This is a genomic window from Hymenobacter cavernae (assembly GCF_014641455.1).
In the GTDB taxonomy this organism is placed as follows: domain Bacteria; phylum Bacteroidota; class Bacteroidia; order Cytophagales; family Hymenobacteraceae; genus Hymenobacter; species Hymenobacter cavernae.
Genome location: NZ_BMHT01000002.1, coordinates 610,196 through 628,705, shown reverse-complemented (window position 1 = coordinate 628,705; position 18,510 = coordinate 610,196). Strand labels below are relative to the sequence as shown.

Genomic DNA, 18,510 nt, shown 5'->3' with positions numbered 1-18,510 from the left:
CAAAGAAACGGGAGGGTTGATGATGCATTTGTGTTGTGTAAAAGCTATTTAGAGCAGAAAATAAGTACAAGAAGAACACGCGAAGCGGCGGACTAGCACCTGGGTACTGCCGCGCCAACCAGCCGGCATATTAGCCCGAAAGATTGACAGTGCGGCGCTACCATCGGCGGCCGACGACCTAGGTTAATACCCAGGATTTTGCGTCAGGTTTGGATTAACGTTGCGCTCCGACTGCGGAATGGGCAGCAGCACGTTGAAATCCTGAATCGTTTTACCCTTGGCCCGCATGGTAGAAACCAGCGTTCCCGTGCGTTTCAGGTCGTACCAGCGGTCCATCTCAAAAGCCAGCTCGTAGCGCCGCTCCCGCCATACAGCTTCCTTGAAATTAGGCGTAGCGGCGGTCAGGTCGCGGGCCGAGGGCGTGTTGATGGGCAGGCCGAAAGCACGGCGGCGCACCTTGTTGATGGCTTCTAATCCTTCAGGCGTTGCCCCAACCGCCTCAGCCAGAATCAGATACACTTCCGACAGGCGCAGCACCGGCACATTCAGCGGCGAATCCCAGTTGTTGACGTTCACCGTGCCCACAAAGAACTTGCGGATGTTGAAGCCGAACGGGTCGCCGACTAATTCATTGGGCTGCACCTGCCCATCGGGGTACTTGTCGCCGGGCACGAAAACGGTGGCCGCCTTGCGCAGGTCGCCGGCTTCGTAGCCATCCACGAACTCCTTTTCCGGGATGTTGAAGCCGTAGCCACCCGACGAAACCACGTACGGGCTGCCAAAGAAGCGGGCGCCCCAGAACTCGTTCATCACGGAGCCTGGGCCGTCGGTAGTGTAGCTGCTCAGGCCATTTTTGAACTGCACCTCAAACAGCGACTCCTGCCCGTTCTCGTTCTCTACCTTGAAGTTATCGGCGTAATTCGCCCACAGGCTCTTGCCCGAGCCGTTGATAACGGCCCTGGCCTGGGTGGCGGCGTTGGCCATGTCGCCCTGGGTCAGGTACACTTTCGCCAGCAGGGCCGTAGCCGACCACTTGGTGGCGCGGCCCACGTCGTCGCCAGTGTAGGGGCCGGCGGGCAGCTTCGCAATGGCGTCGGTCAGGTCTACTACAATCTGGGTGTACACCTGCGCGACGGGCGTGCGTGTTAGGTTGGCTACGTCGGCCGTGCTCTGGGCAGGCGTCGTTACGAGCGGCACGTCGCCAAAGCCGCGCACCAGGTAGAAGTAGTACAACGCCCGCAGGAACTCGGCCTCGCCCAGGCAACGGTTTTTGAGAGCCGCGTCCATCTCAATGGCCGGTACGCGGGCCAGCACCTGGTTGGCCTGCCCAATACCTAGGTAGGCGCGCTGCCAGTGGCTGGTAGTCAGCGGGTTGGTCGACGTGTAGGTGAAGTTGTCGAGCTGCTGAAACTCCACGCCATCGGCCGCGCCGCCGCCGCCCAGGAAGGAGTTGTCCGACATCACATCCCCGATGCCCCACAGCGAATAGTTGAACATGCCGTTCTGGCTCAGCTGCGAGTACACGGAGGTGGTGGCCTGAAGAGCGTCAGTCTGGGTTTGGTAGAAATTTTCCGTCGGAACGGCGTTGCGGGGCTGCAACTCCAGGAAATCTTTCCCGCAGCCGGACAGCATTCCGAGCATCAACAAGGTTGCGCCGAGGGTTTTATGCTTTATTATCATGGTTTTGATTGTTGAAAGGTGGATAGCGCGGCGCTAGCAGAAACCTAGGTTTGCGCCGCCGCCGGGTGAGGTAGAAGCCTAAAAGCCAATGTTGAGGCCGGCCAGGAAGACGCGGGCTTGCGGGTAGATGCCGCGGTCGACGCCTAAGCTGCCGCCCTGGTTGCCCAGCTCTGGGTCAAAGCCATCGTAGTCGGTGACGGTCAGCAAGTTCTGCGCCGTCACGTACACGCGCAGGCTCTGGGCATACACCCGGCCCAGGATGCTTTTCGGCAGCGTATAACCTAGGGTCAGCAGCTTGATGCGCATGTAGGAGCCGTTCTCCACGTAGTGACTCGAAACGCGCAGGTTGCTGTTGGGGTCGCCGGCCACGGCGCGCGGCACGAAGTTGCTGGTGCCGGAACCCGTCCAGCGGTCCAGCGTGATGGTACCGGCATTGGAAGCGCCATACAGACCGCCTTCCGTGTAGTAGCGGTTCAGGTTGTACACATCGTTGCCCTGCGAGCCTTGCAGGAACACGTTCAAATCGAAGCCCTTGAAGCTCAACGTATTGCTTAGGCCGTAGGTAAAGTCCGGGTTCGGGTTGCCGATGTAGGTCTGGTCATCGGCCGTGATAACTCCATCGCCATTCAGGTCTTTGAAGCGGATGTCGCCGGGGGCCGTGCCGGAGGTCTGGGTGGGGGCGCTGGTCACCTCGTCGGGCGTCTGGAAGATGCCGTCGGCCACGTAGCCGTAGAAGGAGCCGAAGGCCACACCCTCAGCGTAGCGCACCAGGCTACCGCCGCCGCGCGTGCTCTGCCCAAAATAGGGCCGGCCCGCACCCAGCGAGGTAATCCGGTTTTTGTAGGTGGAGAAGTTCAGCGTGGTCGACCAGTTGAAGCCATTGTCGCCGCTGACGATGTTGTTCGTGGTGACGGACAAGTCCACCCCTTTATTGCTCGAAGCGGCGGCGTTCGTATTGATGCTCTCGCTGGTGCCCGACACGTACGACACGGGCACGGCGGCAATCAGGTTGGGCGAAGTGCGCTTGTACAAGTCCAACGTCACGGCCACGCGGTTCTGCCACAAACCTAGGTCCAGGCCAATGTTCGTTTGCTCGTTGGTTTCCCACTGTAAGTCCGTATTAGCCAACCGAGTAGGTGCGCCGCCAATCACCTGCGTCTGGCTGCCGGTACCGAACACGTAGCCGGTGCCGGGCACGCCGTTGTTGGATAGCACGGCCGAGTTGATGGTAGCCAGGTAGGCGAAAGTGCCGGCGTTGAGCGGGTTGCCCACGCGGCCCCAACCCACCCGCAGCTTCAGGTTGCTGATGCCGCTGTAGCTCTTCACGAAGTCTTCCTCCGACAGCCGCCAACCCGCCGACACGCCGGGGAAAAAGCCAAACTGATTGTCGGGCGAGAAGGCCGAGGAGCCATCGTAACGGGCGGTGGCGGCAAACAGGTATTTGCCGGCAAACTCGTAGTTGAGGCGCCCGAAGTAGCTGGCCAGGCGGCTGCGGCTGTTGCCGCCGCCATTGGCTATCTGCGCGTTAACTGGCCCGCGGTCAATGATAGTCAGGTAGTTACTGCTGTAGCCGGTCCGGCCGGCACTCAGGTAGAAGTTGTCGAACTGTTGGGCCGACTGCCCGAGCAGCAGCGTGACGTTGTGCTTGCCGGCGAACAGCTTGTCGTAGGTAGCGGTGTTTTCAATCAGGTAGCTCGGGCTGTAGTTGGAACTGCTATTCGCAACCGACTGCGAGGCGGGGTACTTCGAGGAGCCCACGATGGACGGGAAGAACTCGTCGCGTTGCAGAAACTGGAGGTCGGCGCCCACGTTGGTGCGAAAGCGCAGGCCCGTAACAGGCTCCAGCTCAGCGTAGAAGGTGGCCGTGCCCCGGTTGCGATTGTTCTTGAGATTGGGTCGCAAGGCAGCCGTCACCGGGTTTTCCTCGCCGTAGTTATCGGCACTCGTAAACTCGTAGAAGCTGCCGTCGGGGTTACGGGCCGGGGCCACGGGCGGCGCTTGCACCGCGAGCTGAATGACACCGGAAAACTCGTTGTTTTCGTTGTTCAGCGGCCGCTCATCCTGGTGGGTGAGGGCTAGGGTGTTGCCAATCTTGAGGGCTTTGCTGAGCTGCACTTCCCCGTTGGCCCGCAGCGTAAAACGCTGAAACGTAGAGCCGATGATGGTACCGTCCTGCTGGAAATAGCCGGCGCTAACGGCATAGCGCGCTTTCTCGCTGCCGCCCGTGGCCGATATGGCGTAGTTCTGAATTTTAGCAGGCCGAAAAATCTCGCCCAGCCAGTCGGTGCCCTCCCCCAGCGACTCGGGGTTGGCATACTTCGGAATCAAAGCCAGGCCGCCGGCGGTGCGGGCTTCGTTGTTGAGCTGGGCAAACTGCTGGGCGTTGAGCAGCGGAATCTGCCGCCACACGTTCTGCGTGCCGCGGTACACGTCCAGGTTCACGGTTGCCACGCCGGCTTTGCCTCGTTTTGTGGTAATAATAACGACGCCATTGGCAGCGCGCAGCCCGTAGATGGCCGTGGCGGAGGCATCTTTCAGCACGTCAATGCTCTCAATATCATTGGGATTGATGGTGCTCAGCTCATTGCCGGTTGCCACGCCGTTAGCATCCACGGCCGTGGGCAGCGGAAAGCCATCTACCACGAAAAGCGGGCTATTGTTGCCGGCCGACGTGATGCCCCGCACCCGCACGGACGTACCGCCCGTGCCACCGGGCGCCCCCGAGTTGGACACAATCTGTACCCCGGCCGCTCGCCCCTGAATGGCCTGGGCTGCATCAGGTACTGGCTGCGCGGTAATTTCCCGGGCCGAAACCGACGCCACGGCACCCGTTACGCTCTGGCGTTCCTGCGTGCCGTAGCCCACCACCACTACTTCCTTCAGCGCCTGGGTGTCTTCAGTCAGGGTTATGTTGAGCGTGGTTGTGGCGTTTGTCACGGGCACCTCACGCCGCGTATAGCCTACCGAGCTAAAAACCAGCGTACTACCCTCGGGAGCAGTCAGGCTGAAGTTGCCGCTGCCGTCGGTGCTGGTACCTTGAGTACTGCCCTTCACGACCACCGTAACGCCCGGCAGCCCCTCCCCCGATTTTTGCGTCACCCGCCCCGAAACCCGCACATCCGCGACGTTCGTCAGGCTGGCTGTTGCGGGCAGGATTCGGGTGCGCGGCTCCACCACAATCGATGTCGCATACGTTTGCGAGCTACTTACGCTAAGCAGCACCGCACTTCCCAGAAGAAGTTGTGTGTAAGAAGTTGAAAGCATAGAGTTTAGGATTGAAGTGGGACAGCATGTAGAGAAACGACAGTGTAAGAGAGAATTAGCAGCAAAAGCCAGCCTAGCTCCCAAGGGGCGGCATTACGGGACCAAAAGCAGAAATCGGTAATTGATGAGCAGTAGCGCGGAAATCGGTTCCACGACGAAGCAGAGGCGAGTTCTGCCTAGTACTTTATCTATAGCCGGCAGCACTATGCTGCGGAGGAAAGGAACCGGACATCAACGGCGCAGTGATTCAACTCCTTGTTTTTCAGGAGTTATCCATGCTTTCAGAATGATGTAGCTGGCAACTAAAACGCACTAGCTCCTGATAGGCAGATCTGGTGCGGCAAACAGGTTGTGCGGGGCCCTACAAGAGGAAATAATGCGTAAACCAATCTTTACTGACGTTCCTTCCGAGGATTGAACCCCGCAACGCCGTAGCTAACTATGGAAGGTAATCTGACCCATCAGCTGTTGAGCCGAGAGCCGCTAAGGTGCTTGTCCTGGCTTTACCTGGTATGTAAACCTAGGTGGTGTATGCCGTGGGACTATATAGACGCCCTGCAAAAAGCTAATAAGCAAGCGGCTAATGCAGAGCAGGAAGCAGTGGACTGAGCAAACAGGAAGTGGTGTTCAGCGCGGCAACGCAGGTATTGCGTATTGTTTACGCAATAAATGTAGAGGATTTTTTCTAATACGTGTATCTTACGCAATAAAAATTTTTGGCCCATGAACACCACGGAAGAGGTTTTGGACTTTGTGCACCACGGACACGAGCGCTACCTACCGCATTTATCCATCGACTGCGTCATTTTTGGCTACCATGAGCACCAGTTGAAAATCCTGCTCATCCGCCACCATCAGCACGATAGATGGAGCCTGCCGGGTGGCTACATTGGGCGACACGAAACCCTGACCGAAGCAGCTAATCGGATTCTGGCCGAGAAAACGCAGCTCAGCAATCTGTTTCTGGAGCAGTTCTATGTGTTTGGCGACAGCCCCACCCGCATGAACAGGATTGAAACCCAGCAAACCCACAACACGACCTACGCCAAAGTGGGCGTAACGATTGGCGAAAACCACTGGCTTTCGGAGCGCACGCTCTCCATCGGCTACTACGCCTTAGTAGATTACCTGAACGTGGTCGTAAAGCCTGAGTATCTGGTAGATGAGTATTGCTGGTGGGACGCCTCCGAGCTGCCGGAGCTGGAATACGACCACAACGAAATCATCAGCAAAGCCTTCCTGACACTGCGCGCCCAGATTTATCAGCAGCCCGTGGGCTACAACCTGCTGCCCAAGAAGTTCACGCTCCCCGAGATTCACGCCCTGTATGAATCCATTCTGGACCGGCAGTTTGACCGCCGGAATTTTCGCAAGAAGCTGCTCGCCCTCGGCATGATCCGGCAGTTGCCGGAACAGCGGAAGATCGGTCCGCACCGCTCGCCCTTCCTGTATGAGTTTGATCTGGAGGGCTACCGCAGAGCGGTGGAAGATCTGTCGGTACGCGCTTTTTAACCTAGGTATTCACCTCACCCCCAGCTCCTCTCCTCAGGAGAGGGGAGCCAGCCGAATTGTTTATTACACATTACAATCACTAAAATAAACCTTTAAACTCCGTTAGGCTCCCCTCTCCTGGGGAGAGGGGCCGAGGGTGAGGTCCACGCGCCAGGGGCAGGAGCGCTACTCCATCTTCACCGAAACCGCACTGCCCGAATACTGCACCGTTTTGCCCGGCGCGGCACCTAGGTTCCAGGCGACGGGCCTGGCCTGACTCACCCATACCACGTTGAATGTGCGCCGGGTCATCATGCCGGGGAAAGAGCCTTTCCGCTCGCCGATGGTCAGCGTTTTGGCTTTCTCATCGTAGGTCAGCGGGATGGTAGCGAAGGCGCCTTTCTCGTAGTTATAGTTCACATTCTCATCCTCATACAGCGTGAACTGCCCATCCTTGCCGGTGTAAACGTAGAGTGTAATCGGGTCGGTGGGCTTCTCGGTGGTGTATTGGATGGCGGGGCCGAAGGGCAGAATGGAGCCTTCGCGCACGTACAGCGGCATGCGTTCCAGCGGCGCATCGGCCGTGATGGTCTGGCCGCCCTTCTGGTACTGGCCCGAGTAGAAGTCGAACCAGCCGGTGCCCGCGGGCAGGTAGAGCGAGCGGCTGCGGGCGTGGTAGTCCGTCACCGGGTTCACCAGCAAGCTAGGTCCGAACAGGAACTGATTGCTGATGTTGCGCACGGCCGCGTCCTGCCCGAAATCCATCACCAGCCCGCGCATGATGGTGCCGTTCTGGTGGTGCGTTTGCCCGGCCAGCGAGTAGATGTAGGGCATCAGGCGGTAGCGCAGCTGGTCGTAGTAGAGCATGCTCTGGTAGGCCGGGCTGCCTTCGGGCGCAATGTTAAACATCTCACGGTAAGGAAATTGGCCGTGCACCCGAAACAGCGGGCAGAACGCGCCATACTGGTACCAGCGCGTGTTCAGCTCACGCCATTCTTCCTGATCCGAGGTCACCATGGGAGTTTTCTCATAGCGATGCTCCACGGCAAAGCCGCCGATGTCGGAGGTCCAGTACGGAATACCGGACATGGAGAAGTTCAGCCCGGCCGGAATCTGGTTCTTGAAGTCTTCCCAGCGCGAGCCAATATCGCCGCTCCAGATGGCCGCCGCGTAGCGCTGCGAACCCGCGTAGCCCGAGCGCGTGAGCAGAAACACCCGCTGATCGGGCCGGGTGCCGCGCTGGCCTTCGTAGATGCCTTTCGCATTTTGCAGCGGAAATCCGTTGAAGTACAGCGTGGAGGAACCTAGGTAGGTCGGCGTCATCAACTCCTTGCGCGTCTGTACGTTGGTATTGGAGTAGATGTCGGGCTCGGAAGCGTCCATCCACCACGCGTCGATGCCTTTGCTGAAGAGCTTGGTGTTGATCAGGTTCCAGAACGCCTGCCGGGCCTGCGGGTTGAAGGCGTCGTAAAAAGTAGACGTGTAGCCCTGGGCAATCCAGTCGCGGGTGCGGTTGGCGATGTTGCGCTTGTAGAGGTAGCCTTTGGTCAGGAAGTCATTGTAGGCCGGAATGCCCTCGTAAAACTTCGGCCACACCGAAATCATGAAGTGCAGGTTCTGCTCATGCAGGGTTTTGATCATGCCTTCCGGGTTAGCGAAGCGGACGGGGTCAAACTCCTGGCTGCCCCACTCCGCCTGCTTCCAATACGACCAGTCGAGCACGATATTATCAATGGGAATCTGGCGCTTGCGAAACTCGGCGGCCGTGGTCAGTAGCTCGTCCTGCGTTTTGTACCGCTCCCGGCTCTGCCAGAAGCCCATGGCCCACTTCGGCGCGATGGGTGCCGGCCCCGTGATGGTGCGGTAGCCGCTGATTACCTCGTCGGACGAGCTGCCCTGCACGAAGTAGTAGTTCAGGTCGCGGCCCGCTTCGGAGCGAAATCCATACTGCTGCTGACTGGCACCCACCAACGGGCTCAGCCACTTCAAACCTAGGTACGACTCGCCGCCGTCGGGGTCCCATTCGAGCTTGAGGCTGTACTTGCGGCCTTTCTCCATCGGGAGTGGCACCACCGATGTGCCGGGGTTCCAGGCCTGGCGCCACTTGTTAACTACTTCTTTCCCATCAATGTAGAGTTTGGCGTAGCCGGCATTCTTGAGCAGAAAGTGGTGCAGCCCCGTCGTTTCCGACTCAATGCTGCCTTCCCAGGTTCCCAGCACATCACCTAGCTTCACGGTGGCCGGGAAGTTCTTCTGATCTTCCAGAAACTCGTAGTTAATCACCGACTCCGGGCGCTGCACTACGACTTGGCCGGGGTTCTTCTTATTGACGTAGGTAGCCGTCAGCCAGCCTTGCTCGCCAGTTTTGGCGTAAAGCTTCAGCGTGGCAAGCGGCTCATAATCACGCGTATCGCCGACTTTCGTAATAGAATAATTATCCCAGAGCACGCCGTAGTTTTTGCTCGACAGCAGAAACGGCACCCCCACGTCGGTGTTGTTCTGAGCCAGCTCAACCTGTTGGCCTTTGTAGTTCATCACTCCGTTCTGGTGCTGACCTAGGCCGTACAGCGCCTCATCGGCGGGCGACTCGAACAGCTGCTCTACCGCATACAGCGGCTGTCCATCAGCGACGGTGCGCGTGAAGGTTTTGCCCCCAAAGCTAGGTTCGCGCAAGAGCACCTGGCCTTTGGCATCGGTGAAGGTAATGGCGCCGGTTTGCAGCGAAATGGTAGCCGTGAGCGTGGCGGTGCTGACAACCGCCTCACCTTTCCTGCTCTTATACTGCCACTTAGCGGAAGTCGGCGCTTGTTCCACCGCCATCAGGCTTTTCATGGTCGATACGGTATCGAGCGGGCTGGCCTGCACGTGCAGGATCTTTTTCCCAACGACTTGCAGCCGGATCGTGCGGGCTTTCTGCTCCTCGGCCGGTGGCAGATGAATCAGGATACCGTCACCTAGCTTTTCTACCCTCGCCCGTTGTGCCTGGGCCTGAGTAGCGGCCGCTAAAGCAAACAGACCCACAATAACACTACTACCCGTCCGGTATCGTTTCAACATAGGATTGCAAACGTTGGCTAGCGGCAAAGGAAACCATTTTCGCCAAACAACTGCTGGTAATGCTGTTACCTCGTAGCTTCCGTTGCAAACCAGATAGGCCGCGAGCCCCAGCGGGGCGGCACCCGTCCTTGGAACCTAGGTGTCGCCCCGCTGGGGCCAGGTTATGTTACTGCCTTGATTTTTAACACTATATTCCCTGCTAGGGCTTAATTCATCTACGGCAATTTGGGCTACTTAATGGCTTTGTAGACCTCCTGCGCCAGAATGGCGTCGCCTTCCGAGGTGGGGTGAATGCCATCGGGGGCCAGGTCGTCGTGGCCGAGCATGGGCGTGTAGAGGTCAATGACCTGCACGTGCGTCTTCTTCGCAACTGCTTCTATCAGCGGAATTATCTCATTCTTAATGATTTCTGGATTGATACTGAAATTCGTCCGGTACGCTGGCATGGGCTTGCAGATGTAAACCTTCGGGTGCGACGGCAGCTTCTTGAACGACTTCACAAAAGCCACATAGTCCTTCTTGAACTCGGTTTTGTGCTGCCAGTTCTGCGGCTTCGAGTCGTTGGTACCTAGCTTGATTACCACGATGTTAGGCTGCCATTGCAACACCTGCTGGTACTTAGCTTCTTTCCAGTATGGCCGGTCGCCCTGCTTCAGCAGCGTGCGGCCACTCACGCCGTAGTTCTGCACCTCGTAGGTGTCGCCGAGTAGCGCTTGCAGCTGCACAGGGTAGGTTCTGCCGTCCTTCAGCCCGTAGCCTTCGGTGATGCTGTTGCCGACGCACGCCACTTTGATTTTGGACTGGGCAAAACCTAGGTCGGCCACGAGGGCTAGCAGAAGGCTTAGAAGCCAGGTTTTTAGAACGTACGGGCGCATGGCTGTGGTGAGAGGTGAGGTAGTAATGTAGCAAAACTAGTTTGCTCAACGTTAAATACTCACCATCTCACCCTCACCATTTCACCTCTCACCACCGCCATGCCACTCCACCGCTTATTAGACCAGAAGCTGAGCAAGATTTATGAGCCTTCGTCGCGGATCGACGACGTTTTCAAGGGCTACGACATCACCTTTCTCACCAATGAGTTAGGCGAGCCCATGACCCTGTTTTTTGGGAAGAGACGCCCCGATGGCGCTATCGCCGGCGAGCGGTATACACGCACCATCAAGCGCCAGCCAGGCAGCATGGCCGTGGCGCACAGCCACTGGGATTTGCAGGGCAAAGTCACGCGGGGCTAGGTGCCGGCCGGGGCTCGCTGAAAATTCGGTTGACTTACTGCGTAGGATAACCTACTATAGCTCAACGCTAAAGCTAGCCCCGGAGCGGTTCCGCCGCCAAGCTCTCGTTCTATCCGCACACTTCTTTTAGCCCCTCTCCTATGACTGCCCTCGAAACGTACGTTGAGCGTATTCCCACGACCATCTACCCCGATTCGGAGCTGGCTTCCGTTGCCGTCGCACGCGACATCGTGCAGCTCATGCAACAGCGCCAGGCGGAAGGTCGGCCGTGCGTGCTAGGTCTGGCCACGGGCTCCACGCCCACGCGCCTCTACGAAGAGCTGGTGCGCCTGCACCAGGAGGAAGGCGTTAGCTTTCAGAACGTTATTACGTTCAACCTCGACGAATACTACCCGATGGCGCCCGATTCGCTGCAAAGCTACGTGCGCTTCATGCACGAGTATTTGTTCGACCACATCGACATCAGGCCGGAGAACGTGCACATTCCCGACGGAACCGTGTCGGCCGGCGAAGTAGCCGACTTTGGGCGGCGCTACGAGCAGCAGATTGTGGCGGTTGGCGGCATCGATTTGCAGATTCTAGGTATCGGGCGCACCGGCCACATTGGCTTCAACGAGCCGGGCTCGGGGCCGGCCTCGCGCACCCGCCTCATCACCCTCGACCAGATTACGCGCACCGATGCGGCCTCCGACTTTTTCGGGGAGGAAAACGTGCCGCGCCGCGCCATCACGATGGGCGTGGGCACCATTCTGGAAGCCCGCGCAATCGTGCTGCTCGCCTGGGGCGAGGGCAAAGCGGCCGTGGTGAAACGTATGGTGGAAGGCGCCATGACCGATTCAGTGCCAGCTACTTACCTGCAAAAACACCCGCATGTGCGCGTGATTCTGGACGAAGCCGCCGCTGCCGAGCTGACGCAGCGCAAAACGCCCTGGCTGGCCAGCTTGCCCTGCGCCTGGCAGAATGAAGCCCTGGAGCGCAAGGCCGTGACGTGGCTGGCCCGCCACGTCGAGAAGCCCATTCTGAAGCTCACGGAAGAAGACTACAACGAGCACGGACTATCGGCGCTCCTGGCAGAGGCAGGCTCGGCTTACGAAATCAACATCAAGATTTTCAACCAGTTGCAGCACACCATCACGGGTTGGCCGGGTGGCAAGCCCAATGCCGATGACACCCACCGGCCGGAGCGGGCTAGCCCCTTCCCGAAGCGGGTGCTGATCTTCAGCCCTCACCCCGACGACGATGTAATCAGCATGGGCGGCACGCTGCTGCGGCTCGTCGACCAAGGGCACGACGTGCATGTGGCGTACCAGACCTCGGGCAACATTGCCGTGTTTGATGACGAGGCCATCCGGTTCGCGGAGTTTGCGTCTTCCTATGAGCAAGCCTTTCAGCTTCAGGGCGCTCCGACGGAGTCGTTGTATCAGCGTGTGGTTGAGTCGTTGCAGCAGAAGGCGCCGGGGCAGGTCGATTCGCCTGATGTGCAGCTTATTAAGGGGCTGATTCGGCAGGGCGAAGCTAGGTCTGCCTGTCGCTATGCCGGCCTCCCAGACGACCACGCCCATTTTATGAACCTCCCCTTTTATGAGACAGGCCGCGTGCGCAAAAAGCCACTGGGCGAGGAAGATATTAAGCTGACGATGGAGCTGCTCAATCAGCTTCAGCCCCATCAGATTTACGCCGCCGGCGACCTGAGCGACCCGCACGGCACGCACCGCGTATGCCTGGCAGCCATCATGCAGGCCGTGCAGCGCCTGAAAGCGCAAGACACTGATTGGCTGAAGGATTGCTGGGTGTGGCTCTACCGCGGGGCGTGGCAGGAATGGGGCATCGAGCAGATCGAAATGGCCGTGCCGCTCTCCCCGCAGGAGCTGACGCGCAAGCGCCGCGCCATCTTCAAGCACCAGTCGCAGAAGGATCGCCCGCTGTTTCCCGGCGCCGACCAGCGCGAGTTCTGGCAGCGCGCCGAGGAGCGCAACCGCACCACCGCCCGCCTCTACGACCACCTAGGTCTGCCGGAGTACGAAGCCATCGAAGCCTTCGTGCGCTGGCAGTATTAGGTGAGATGGTGAGCTAGTGAGGTGGTGAGATGGTGATTCCATGCTCTACTTGCGTAGATAGCATCTAAAACTCACCATTTCACCACCTCACTAGCTCACCACTCCGTGCGTTACCTGCTTACCAACTGCACTATCTACACCGGCAATAGTGTGCTGCACAACCACTCCGTGCTGGTTAATGGATCTACGATTGAAAGCGTGCTGCCGGCCGTGGCCGAGCCGGCCGAAATACCCCGCCACGACTGCCGGGGCGGCATTTTAAGTCCGGGCTTCATTGATTTGCAGCTGTATGGCGGGGGCGGCAGCCTCTTCTCCGTCGACCCATCGACGGCAGCTTTGGCGAGCATTCGGGCGCATACGCTACGACACGGTACCACGAGCTTTCTACCCACCATGCCCACCAACTCGGCGGCGATGATGCAAGCGGCCATAGCGGCAGTCCGAGAAGCACAGCCCACGATGCCGGGTCTGCTCGGCCTGCATCTGGAAGGGCCATATATCAACCCCATCAAGAAAGGCGCGCACCAGGAGGAGTTTATTCAAACTCCAACGTCTGAGGCGATTAGTGAGCTACTGACCGAGGCCAAGGGGATTCTGCGCATGATGACCCTAGCTCCGGAAGTGACGCCGCCTGAGGTGATAACGTTGCTGCGCGCGGCCGGCGTGGTGCGCTCGGCTGGCCACTCCAATGCCACCTACGAGCAAGGCAGCGAAGCCTTTCGGCTGGGTTTCAACGCCGCCACGCACTTATTCAACGCCATGTCGCAGCTCGGCAGTCGGGAACCCGGCCTAGTGGGCGCCATCTACGACGCGGATTCGGCCCGCGCCAGCATCATTGCCGATGGTGTGCACTGCGCCTTCGCGGCCGTACGCATTAGCAAGAAAGTAATGGGTGAGCGGCTGTACCTGATTACGGATGCCGTCGACAGCTCAACAGAAGGCGCGTACCGCTTTCGTCGCCAAGAGAACTACTTCGTGGATGAGCAGGGCACGCTCGCCGGCTCGGCGCTGACCATGCCCCAGGCAGTGCGCAACTGCGTGGAGCATGTTGGTATTCCGTTGGCGGAGAGCTTGCGCATGGCCACGCTGTACCCGGCCCAGGTGCTAGGTCTCGACGACGACCTAGGTCAGATTCACCCTGGGTATCAGGCTGATCTGTGTTTGATGAATGAGCAGTTTGAAGTGCAGGCGACGGTGCTGAAAGGCGAGTTGAACTGGTACTGAGCAGGGTGTAGCGCGAAGCCTGTGCTTCGCATATCGTTGAACGATAATCGTTGCTACCAACCTAGGTGCAAGTCGTTCAACGATACGCGAAGCGGGAGCTTCGCGCTACACTCTAACTGCATTGAGCTTACTATGCTTGTTGCTGTAGCTGAAGTAGATAGCCAGCCCAATAATCAGCCAGCCGAAGAACAGGATCCAGTTGCTGATACCGAGCTGGGTCATCAGGTACAGGTTGGTGAGCAGACCTAGCACCGGCAGCAACGACAAGCGCTTGGTGAACGACACCACCGCCAGCCCCACGCAGAACAGCAGGAACACGATCATTGGAATGAGGTGCCGAAACTGGTCGTAGTGGCCGCTGGTCAGGGCTTGCCAGAACTCATTGATTGCTGGTCGATTATAGTTCAGCAGCAGCACGCCGCCTACCAGCAGGATCAGGGGCACCAGAAAGCGCCCATTCACGTACGGCACCTTGAAGCGGGCATCCGACCGGCCATACGGGTCGATAACGAGGATGCCGCCGCACACCAGCGCGAAGGCGAACAGCGTGCCGATGCTAGTCAGGTCGATAACGAGGTCCATGTTGAGCAGCAAGGCCGGCACGCCCACGAAGAAGCCCGTGACGATGGTGCTGAACGAGGGCGTGTGAAACTTCGGGTGCACCCTGGCAAACACGGGCGGCAGCAATCCGTCGCGGCTCATCGTCAGCCAGATGCGCGGCTGACCGATTTGGAACACGAGCAGCACCGACGTCATGGCGAATACGGCCGACACGGCCACCACGCCCGCCAGCCAATCGACGCCCACTTTCTTGAACACGAACGACAGCGGGTCGCCGACACCTAGCTCTTTGTAGCTCACCATGCCGGTGAGTACCAGCGTGATAATGACGTATAGCACGGTGCAAATCACCAGGGCGTAAATCATGGCGCGGGGCAGGTCGCGCTGCGGATTCTTGCATTCCTCGGCCGTGGTGCTGATGGCGTCGAAGCCGATGTAGGCGAAGAACACGGCCGACACGCCTTTGAGCACTCCCCCTACACCATTGGGAGCGAAAGGCGTCCAGTTGGCTGATTTCACGTAGAAAGCGCCCACCGCAATAACGACGGCTACTACGGCTAGCTTCAACAAAACCAGCAGGTTAGAAGCGGTTTTCGATTCTTTGATGCCGATGTACACCAGGGCCGTGACGAGCACCGTAATGCAGAACGCGGGCAGGTCGCAGACCAGCTTGAAGTCGCCGAACAGCGCCGGGGCGCTGTTCCAGACGCGGTAGGCGTCGAGTTGCGCCGGTGAAGCTTCCGATAGCGGCTGCCGCGCCTGCATCATATCGAGCACCTCGTGGTAGCCTTTGTAGGCGCTTTGGGTACCTAGGGTCAGATAATCAGGAATATGCAGCCCGATGCCGTCGAGCAAGCCAGTGAAGTAGTCGGACCAGGAAATAGCCACCACGATGTTGCCGACGGCATATTCCATGATGAGCGCCCAGCCGATAATCCAGGCAACCAGCTCGCCGAAGGAAGCATAGGCATACGTATAAGCCGAGCCGCTGACGGGAATGGTAGCCGCGAACTGCGCGTAGCACAAGGCTGAAAACGCGCAGGCCACGGCCGTGAATACGAATAGCAGCGACACGGCCGGTCCGCCGTCGTGGGAGGCGTTGCCAATGGTGCTGAAGATACCCGCGCCGATAACGGCCGCAATGCCGAGGGCCGTAAGGTCGCGCACGGTGAGGTGTCGGGCCAGGCCTGCGTGCCCGTGACCATCGGCATCGGCGGGCGGGTTGGACTGAAGCTGAGCAATGCTTTTACGGCGAAATAAGGTGCTGGCGCGCGAGGGAGGCAGTGGAGTAGACAACGTAGTAATAGGTTTTGCGAGGGCAAAAGATACAGAATAATGCGCCGCGGCTGCATCATGGGCCCTGTAGGAACGCGCCACTGCGCGTTCAACGCGTGTCTTCTTGCGCTGGGATAATCGGGCTGCACTGCTTCTTGCCCGCGTAAATTCACCCAACCTAGGTTGCGCAGCGCCGAACGCGCCGCGGTGCATCTCAACATTTTTTCGGAGCCGTGTGGAATTCCGGCAGGAGCGGCATCTACCTGTAAACGCTCTAACCCGCCGCTGCTTATGCCTAGCTTTTCCGTTCCCAATCCTTGCGCCCAGTCATGGGCCCACATGATACCGGCAACGCACGGCCGCTACTGCGGCGCCTGCGAAAAAGTAGTCATCGATTTCAGCCAGATGACTGACGATGAGTTGACTGACTTCCTAGCCGCTCGCTCCTCGGAGCGCGTGTGTGGGCGGTTCCGGCCGGACCAGCTGCGTCAGCCGCAGCCCGCTCCGATGGCAGTTCCGCCTTCCTGGGCCCGGTGGCTGGCCGCGGCAGCAGTCGTGCTGAGCAGCTGCGAGATGCCGCCGCCCCTGGTTGGAGAACTGAACGTGCAGCAAGCTCCTCCGAGTTCAGAATTCTTCATCGTGCGCGGCCACGTAACCGACCGGGACACCCACGAACCGCTCGCAAAAGCCTACATCACCTGCCTGCAAGACACCACGCATCAGGTGCGCTCCGAACCCGATGGCAGCTTCGAGCTGCTGCTGCCTATGCAGCTGATGGGCAGCAAGCTAATGGTTGAAGTAGATAATACATATTATTCATCCTATATAGTAACCAGCGCTCCAAAATTAGAGGTCACCTTAGGCCCGCAACTCATGGGCGCCATTCTAGAAGACAGCTCAGATGCTGATGCTGAGTCATCTTCCGCACAGCAACATATGCTCATACTCGGAACACCATCGGTAAAGAATTAACACCTGCTATAACTCGCTATACTTCACAAGCTTCCTGCCTCCTCTCCTATGCCGCACCCTAGCTTTTCCGTACCTAGCCCCTGCACGCAATCGTGGGACGCCATGACCCCGACGGCGCACGGCCGACACTGCGCCGCCTGCGCGAAAGTGGTAGTAGACTTTACCCGCTTCACCGATGCTGAGCTGCTGGCATGGCTGCGGCAGCAAGCGGGGCAATCGGCGTGCGGGCGATTTCGCGCTGATCAGCTTGGGCGTGCGCTGCGGCCGGCAGCATTTGCCACGCAGCCGAAGCGTTGGCGCACTTGGCTGGCGGCGGTAGTGGCGGTTTGGGGTTTGCGGGAGGCAGCGGCAACGGCAGCCAAGGCGCAGGTGCCTACGGAGCAGCGCGAACCGGAAGGAACACCTATTTCGATAGCCGACTGGGCCAGAAAGCCGGTGGTAATCCGCGGCGTGGTGTCGGATTCTACCTCACATGAGCTGCTGCCGGGCGTTACGGTTCTGCTCGGTGGTACCAACCTAGGGGCTTCTACTGATACAGCCGGGCAGTTCGAACTGGTTATTCCGGCTGAGGCTTGGGCGGCTTCTAAGAAGCAGCTGACAGTGACCACAATTGGCTTTGTAAAAAAAGAAATACCATTATCCACTTCGCCTACACAGTCGTTTTCTGTTGCACTGGCAGCAGATGTAATGGGGTTGATGGGTGAGGTAGTAATAATTGACATAGACCGGCCCTGGTATAATCCGCGCAATTTATGGCAACGTTTGAAACGACCCTTTCGTCATTAACCTACTCCGCCCCGGTCGGACGCTTGGGGCGTCCGACCGGTTGCCGCCGGCACACGCCAGGCGCCTGATGATCGTTCTAAAGCCTCGTTCAACGGCAACCAGTCGGACGCCTAGGGCGTCGGACCGGCAGGCGTCTTCGCTCACCTACTTCCTCGATTTCACCTATGCCGCAACCTAGCTTTTCCATCCCGACGCCCTGCGCCCAGCCCTGGGACGCCATGACGCCTACCGCCATCGGGCGGCACTGCGCCGTGTGCGCCACCGAAGTCGTGGATTTCTCGCGCATGAGTGAGGCTGAAATCCTGGCGTTTCTGGCGCAGCCCCGCAGCAAGTCGGTGTGCGCCAATGCCCACGCCGCGCAGCTTCGGCCGGCGCAGCCTACTTCGCCGGTGGCACGCTGGTCGCGGTGGGTGCTGGCAGGACTGGCGTTCCTAGGTCTGCGGACGGAAACCACGCTAGCGGCAACGCCGCCGGTGCCGGTGGTCAGCCTGGAGCTAGCCGATGCCTCCAGGTATTTGATAAGCAGCACGCCAGCTCAGAAATCAGTAGTGCTGCAAGGCCGCGTGCTCGACGACTCAACCGGCCTAGGCGTGCCGGGTGCCTGGATTTTCATCGACAACACCAAGTACGGCGCCGTCACCGACGACGAAGGCCGCTTCTCACTCACACTGCCCGCTTCCTGGAAATCGGTGCAGAAAGGCAAGGTGAGCCTGCGGGTGCAGGCCAGCCCCTTCGAGTTCAAGCCGCGCACCGTTGCCGTGACGGTGCGGCCACGGCGGCAGCCGGCGCCACTGACGGTGCGGCTGCTGTCAGTGCCGGGGCGCGGGCAGATTATGGGCCGAATCAAGCAGGCAGGTCCGCCAATTGCGCCGCCGAAGTCGTAGAAGACAGGTATTCACCCCTAGCCT

The 18,510-nt window shown here is 59.2% G+C and carries 12 protein-coding genes; 7 read left to right on the top strand and 5 right to left on the bottom strand.

Annotation, left to right across the window (positions count from 1 at the left end; all coding sequences use genetic code 11):
• Positions 1-183: 183 nt before the first annotated feature.
• A complete protein-coding gene (locus IEX74_RS07020; protein WP_188812483.1) occupies positions 184-1,680 on the bottom strand; it encodes a RagB/SusD family nutrient uptake outer membrane protein in 1,497 nt (498 codons plus the stop codon).
• A 78-nt stretch (positions 1,681-1,758) separates the two neighbouring features.
• Complete coding sequence (locus IEX74_RS07015; protein ID WP_188812481.1) at positions 1,759-4,944, bottom strand: SusC/RagA family TonB-linked outer membrane protein; 3,186 nt, start codon at positions 4,942-4,944, stop codon at positions 1,759-1,761.
• A 723-nt stretch (positions 4,945-5,667) separates the two neighbouring features.
• Here IEX74_RS07015 and IEX74_RS07010 point away from each other — a divergent pair.
• Complete coding sequence (locus IEX74_RS07010) at positions 5,668-6,456, top strand: NUDIX hydrolase (RefSeq protein ID WP_188812479.1); 789 nt, start codon at positions 5,668-5,670, stop codon at positions 6,454-6,456.
• Between the two features lie 165 nt (positions 6,457-6,621).
• On the opposite strand, the gene IEX74_RS07005 is transcribed toward IEX74_RS07010, so the two are convergent.
• Complete coding sequence (locus tag IEX74_RS07005) at positions 6,622-9,492, bottom strand: glycoside hydrolase family 31 protein (protein ID WP_188812477.1); 2,871 nt, start codon at positions 9,490-9,492, stop codon at positions 6,622-6,624.
• Between the two features lie 230 nt (positions 9,493-9,722).
• The gene (locus IEX74_RS07000) at positions 9,723-10,367 is read right to left on the bottom strand and encodes a GDSL-type esterase/lipase family protein (protein WP_188812475.1); all 645 of its coding nucleotides are present in this window, start codon (positions 10,365-10,367) and stop codon (positions 9,723-9,725) included.
• Positions 10,368-10,466: 99 nt separating this feature from the next.
• On the opposite strand from IEX74_RS07000, the gene IEX74_RS06995 reads away from it, so the two are divergent.
• From IEX74_RS06995 to nagA, 3 genes are all read left to right on the top strand, one after another.
• Positions 10,467-10,727, top strand: coding sequence for a hypothetical protein (locus IEX74_RS06995; protein ID WP_188812473.1), 261 nt, complete (start codon positions 10,467-10,469; stop codon positions 10,725-10,727).
• A gap of 140 nt (positions 10,728-10,867) precedes the next feature.
• A complete protein-coding gene (gene nagB / locus IEX74_RS06990; RefSeq protein WP_188812471.1) occupies positions 10,868-12,784 on the top strand; it encodes a glucosamine-6-phosphate deaminase in 1,917 nt (638 codons plus the stop codon).
• Between the two features lie 105 nt (positions 12,785-12,889).
• On the top strand, positions 12,890-14,008 hold the full coding sequence (gene nagA / locus IEX74_RS06985) for an N-acetylglucosamine-6-phosphate deacetylase (RefSeq protein ID WP_188812469.1): 1,119 nt from the start codon (positions 12,890-12,892) through the stop codon (positions 14,006-14,008).
• A gap of 105 nt (positions 14,009-14,113) precedes the next feature.
• Here the strand turns inward: nagA and IEX74_RS06980 are convergent, their stop codons facing one another.
• A complete protein-coding gene (locus IEX74_RS06980; RefSeq protein WP_229755143.1) occupies positions 14,114-15,865 on the bottom strand; it encodes an amino acid permease in 1,752 nt (583 codons plus the stop codon).
• Between the two features lie 270 nt (positions 15,866-16,135).
• Here IEX74_RS06980 and IEX74_RS06975 point away from each other — a divergent pair, with 270 nt between their 5' ends.
• From IEX74_RS06975 to IEX74_RS06965, 3 genes are all read left to right on the top strand, one after another.
• Positions 16,136-16,816, top strand: coding sequence for a hypothetical protein (locus tag IEX74_RS06975; RefSeq protein ID WP_188812466.1), 681 nt, complete (start codon positions 16,136-16,138; stop codon positions 16,814-16,816).
• Positions 16,817-16,864: 48 nt separating this feature from the next.
• Positions 16,865-17,602: a carboxypeptidase-like regulatory domain-containing protein gene (locus IEX74_RS06970; protein WP_188812464.1), complete on the top strand. Its 738-nt coding sequence runs from the start codon at positions 16,865-16,867 to the stop codon at positions 17,600-17,602.
• A gap of 164 nt (positions 17,603-17,766) precedes the next feature.
• Complete coding sequence (locus tag IEX74_RS06965) at positions 17,767-18,486, top strand: carboxypeptidase-like regulatory domain-containing protein (RefSeq protein ID WP_188812462.1); 720 nt, start codon at positions 17,767-17,769, stop codon at positions 18,484-18,486.
• The last annotated feature ends 24 nt before the right edge of the window (positions 18,487-18,510 follow it).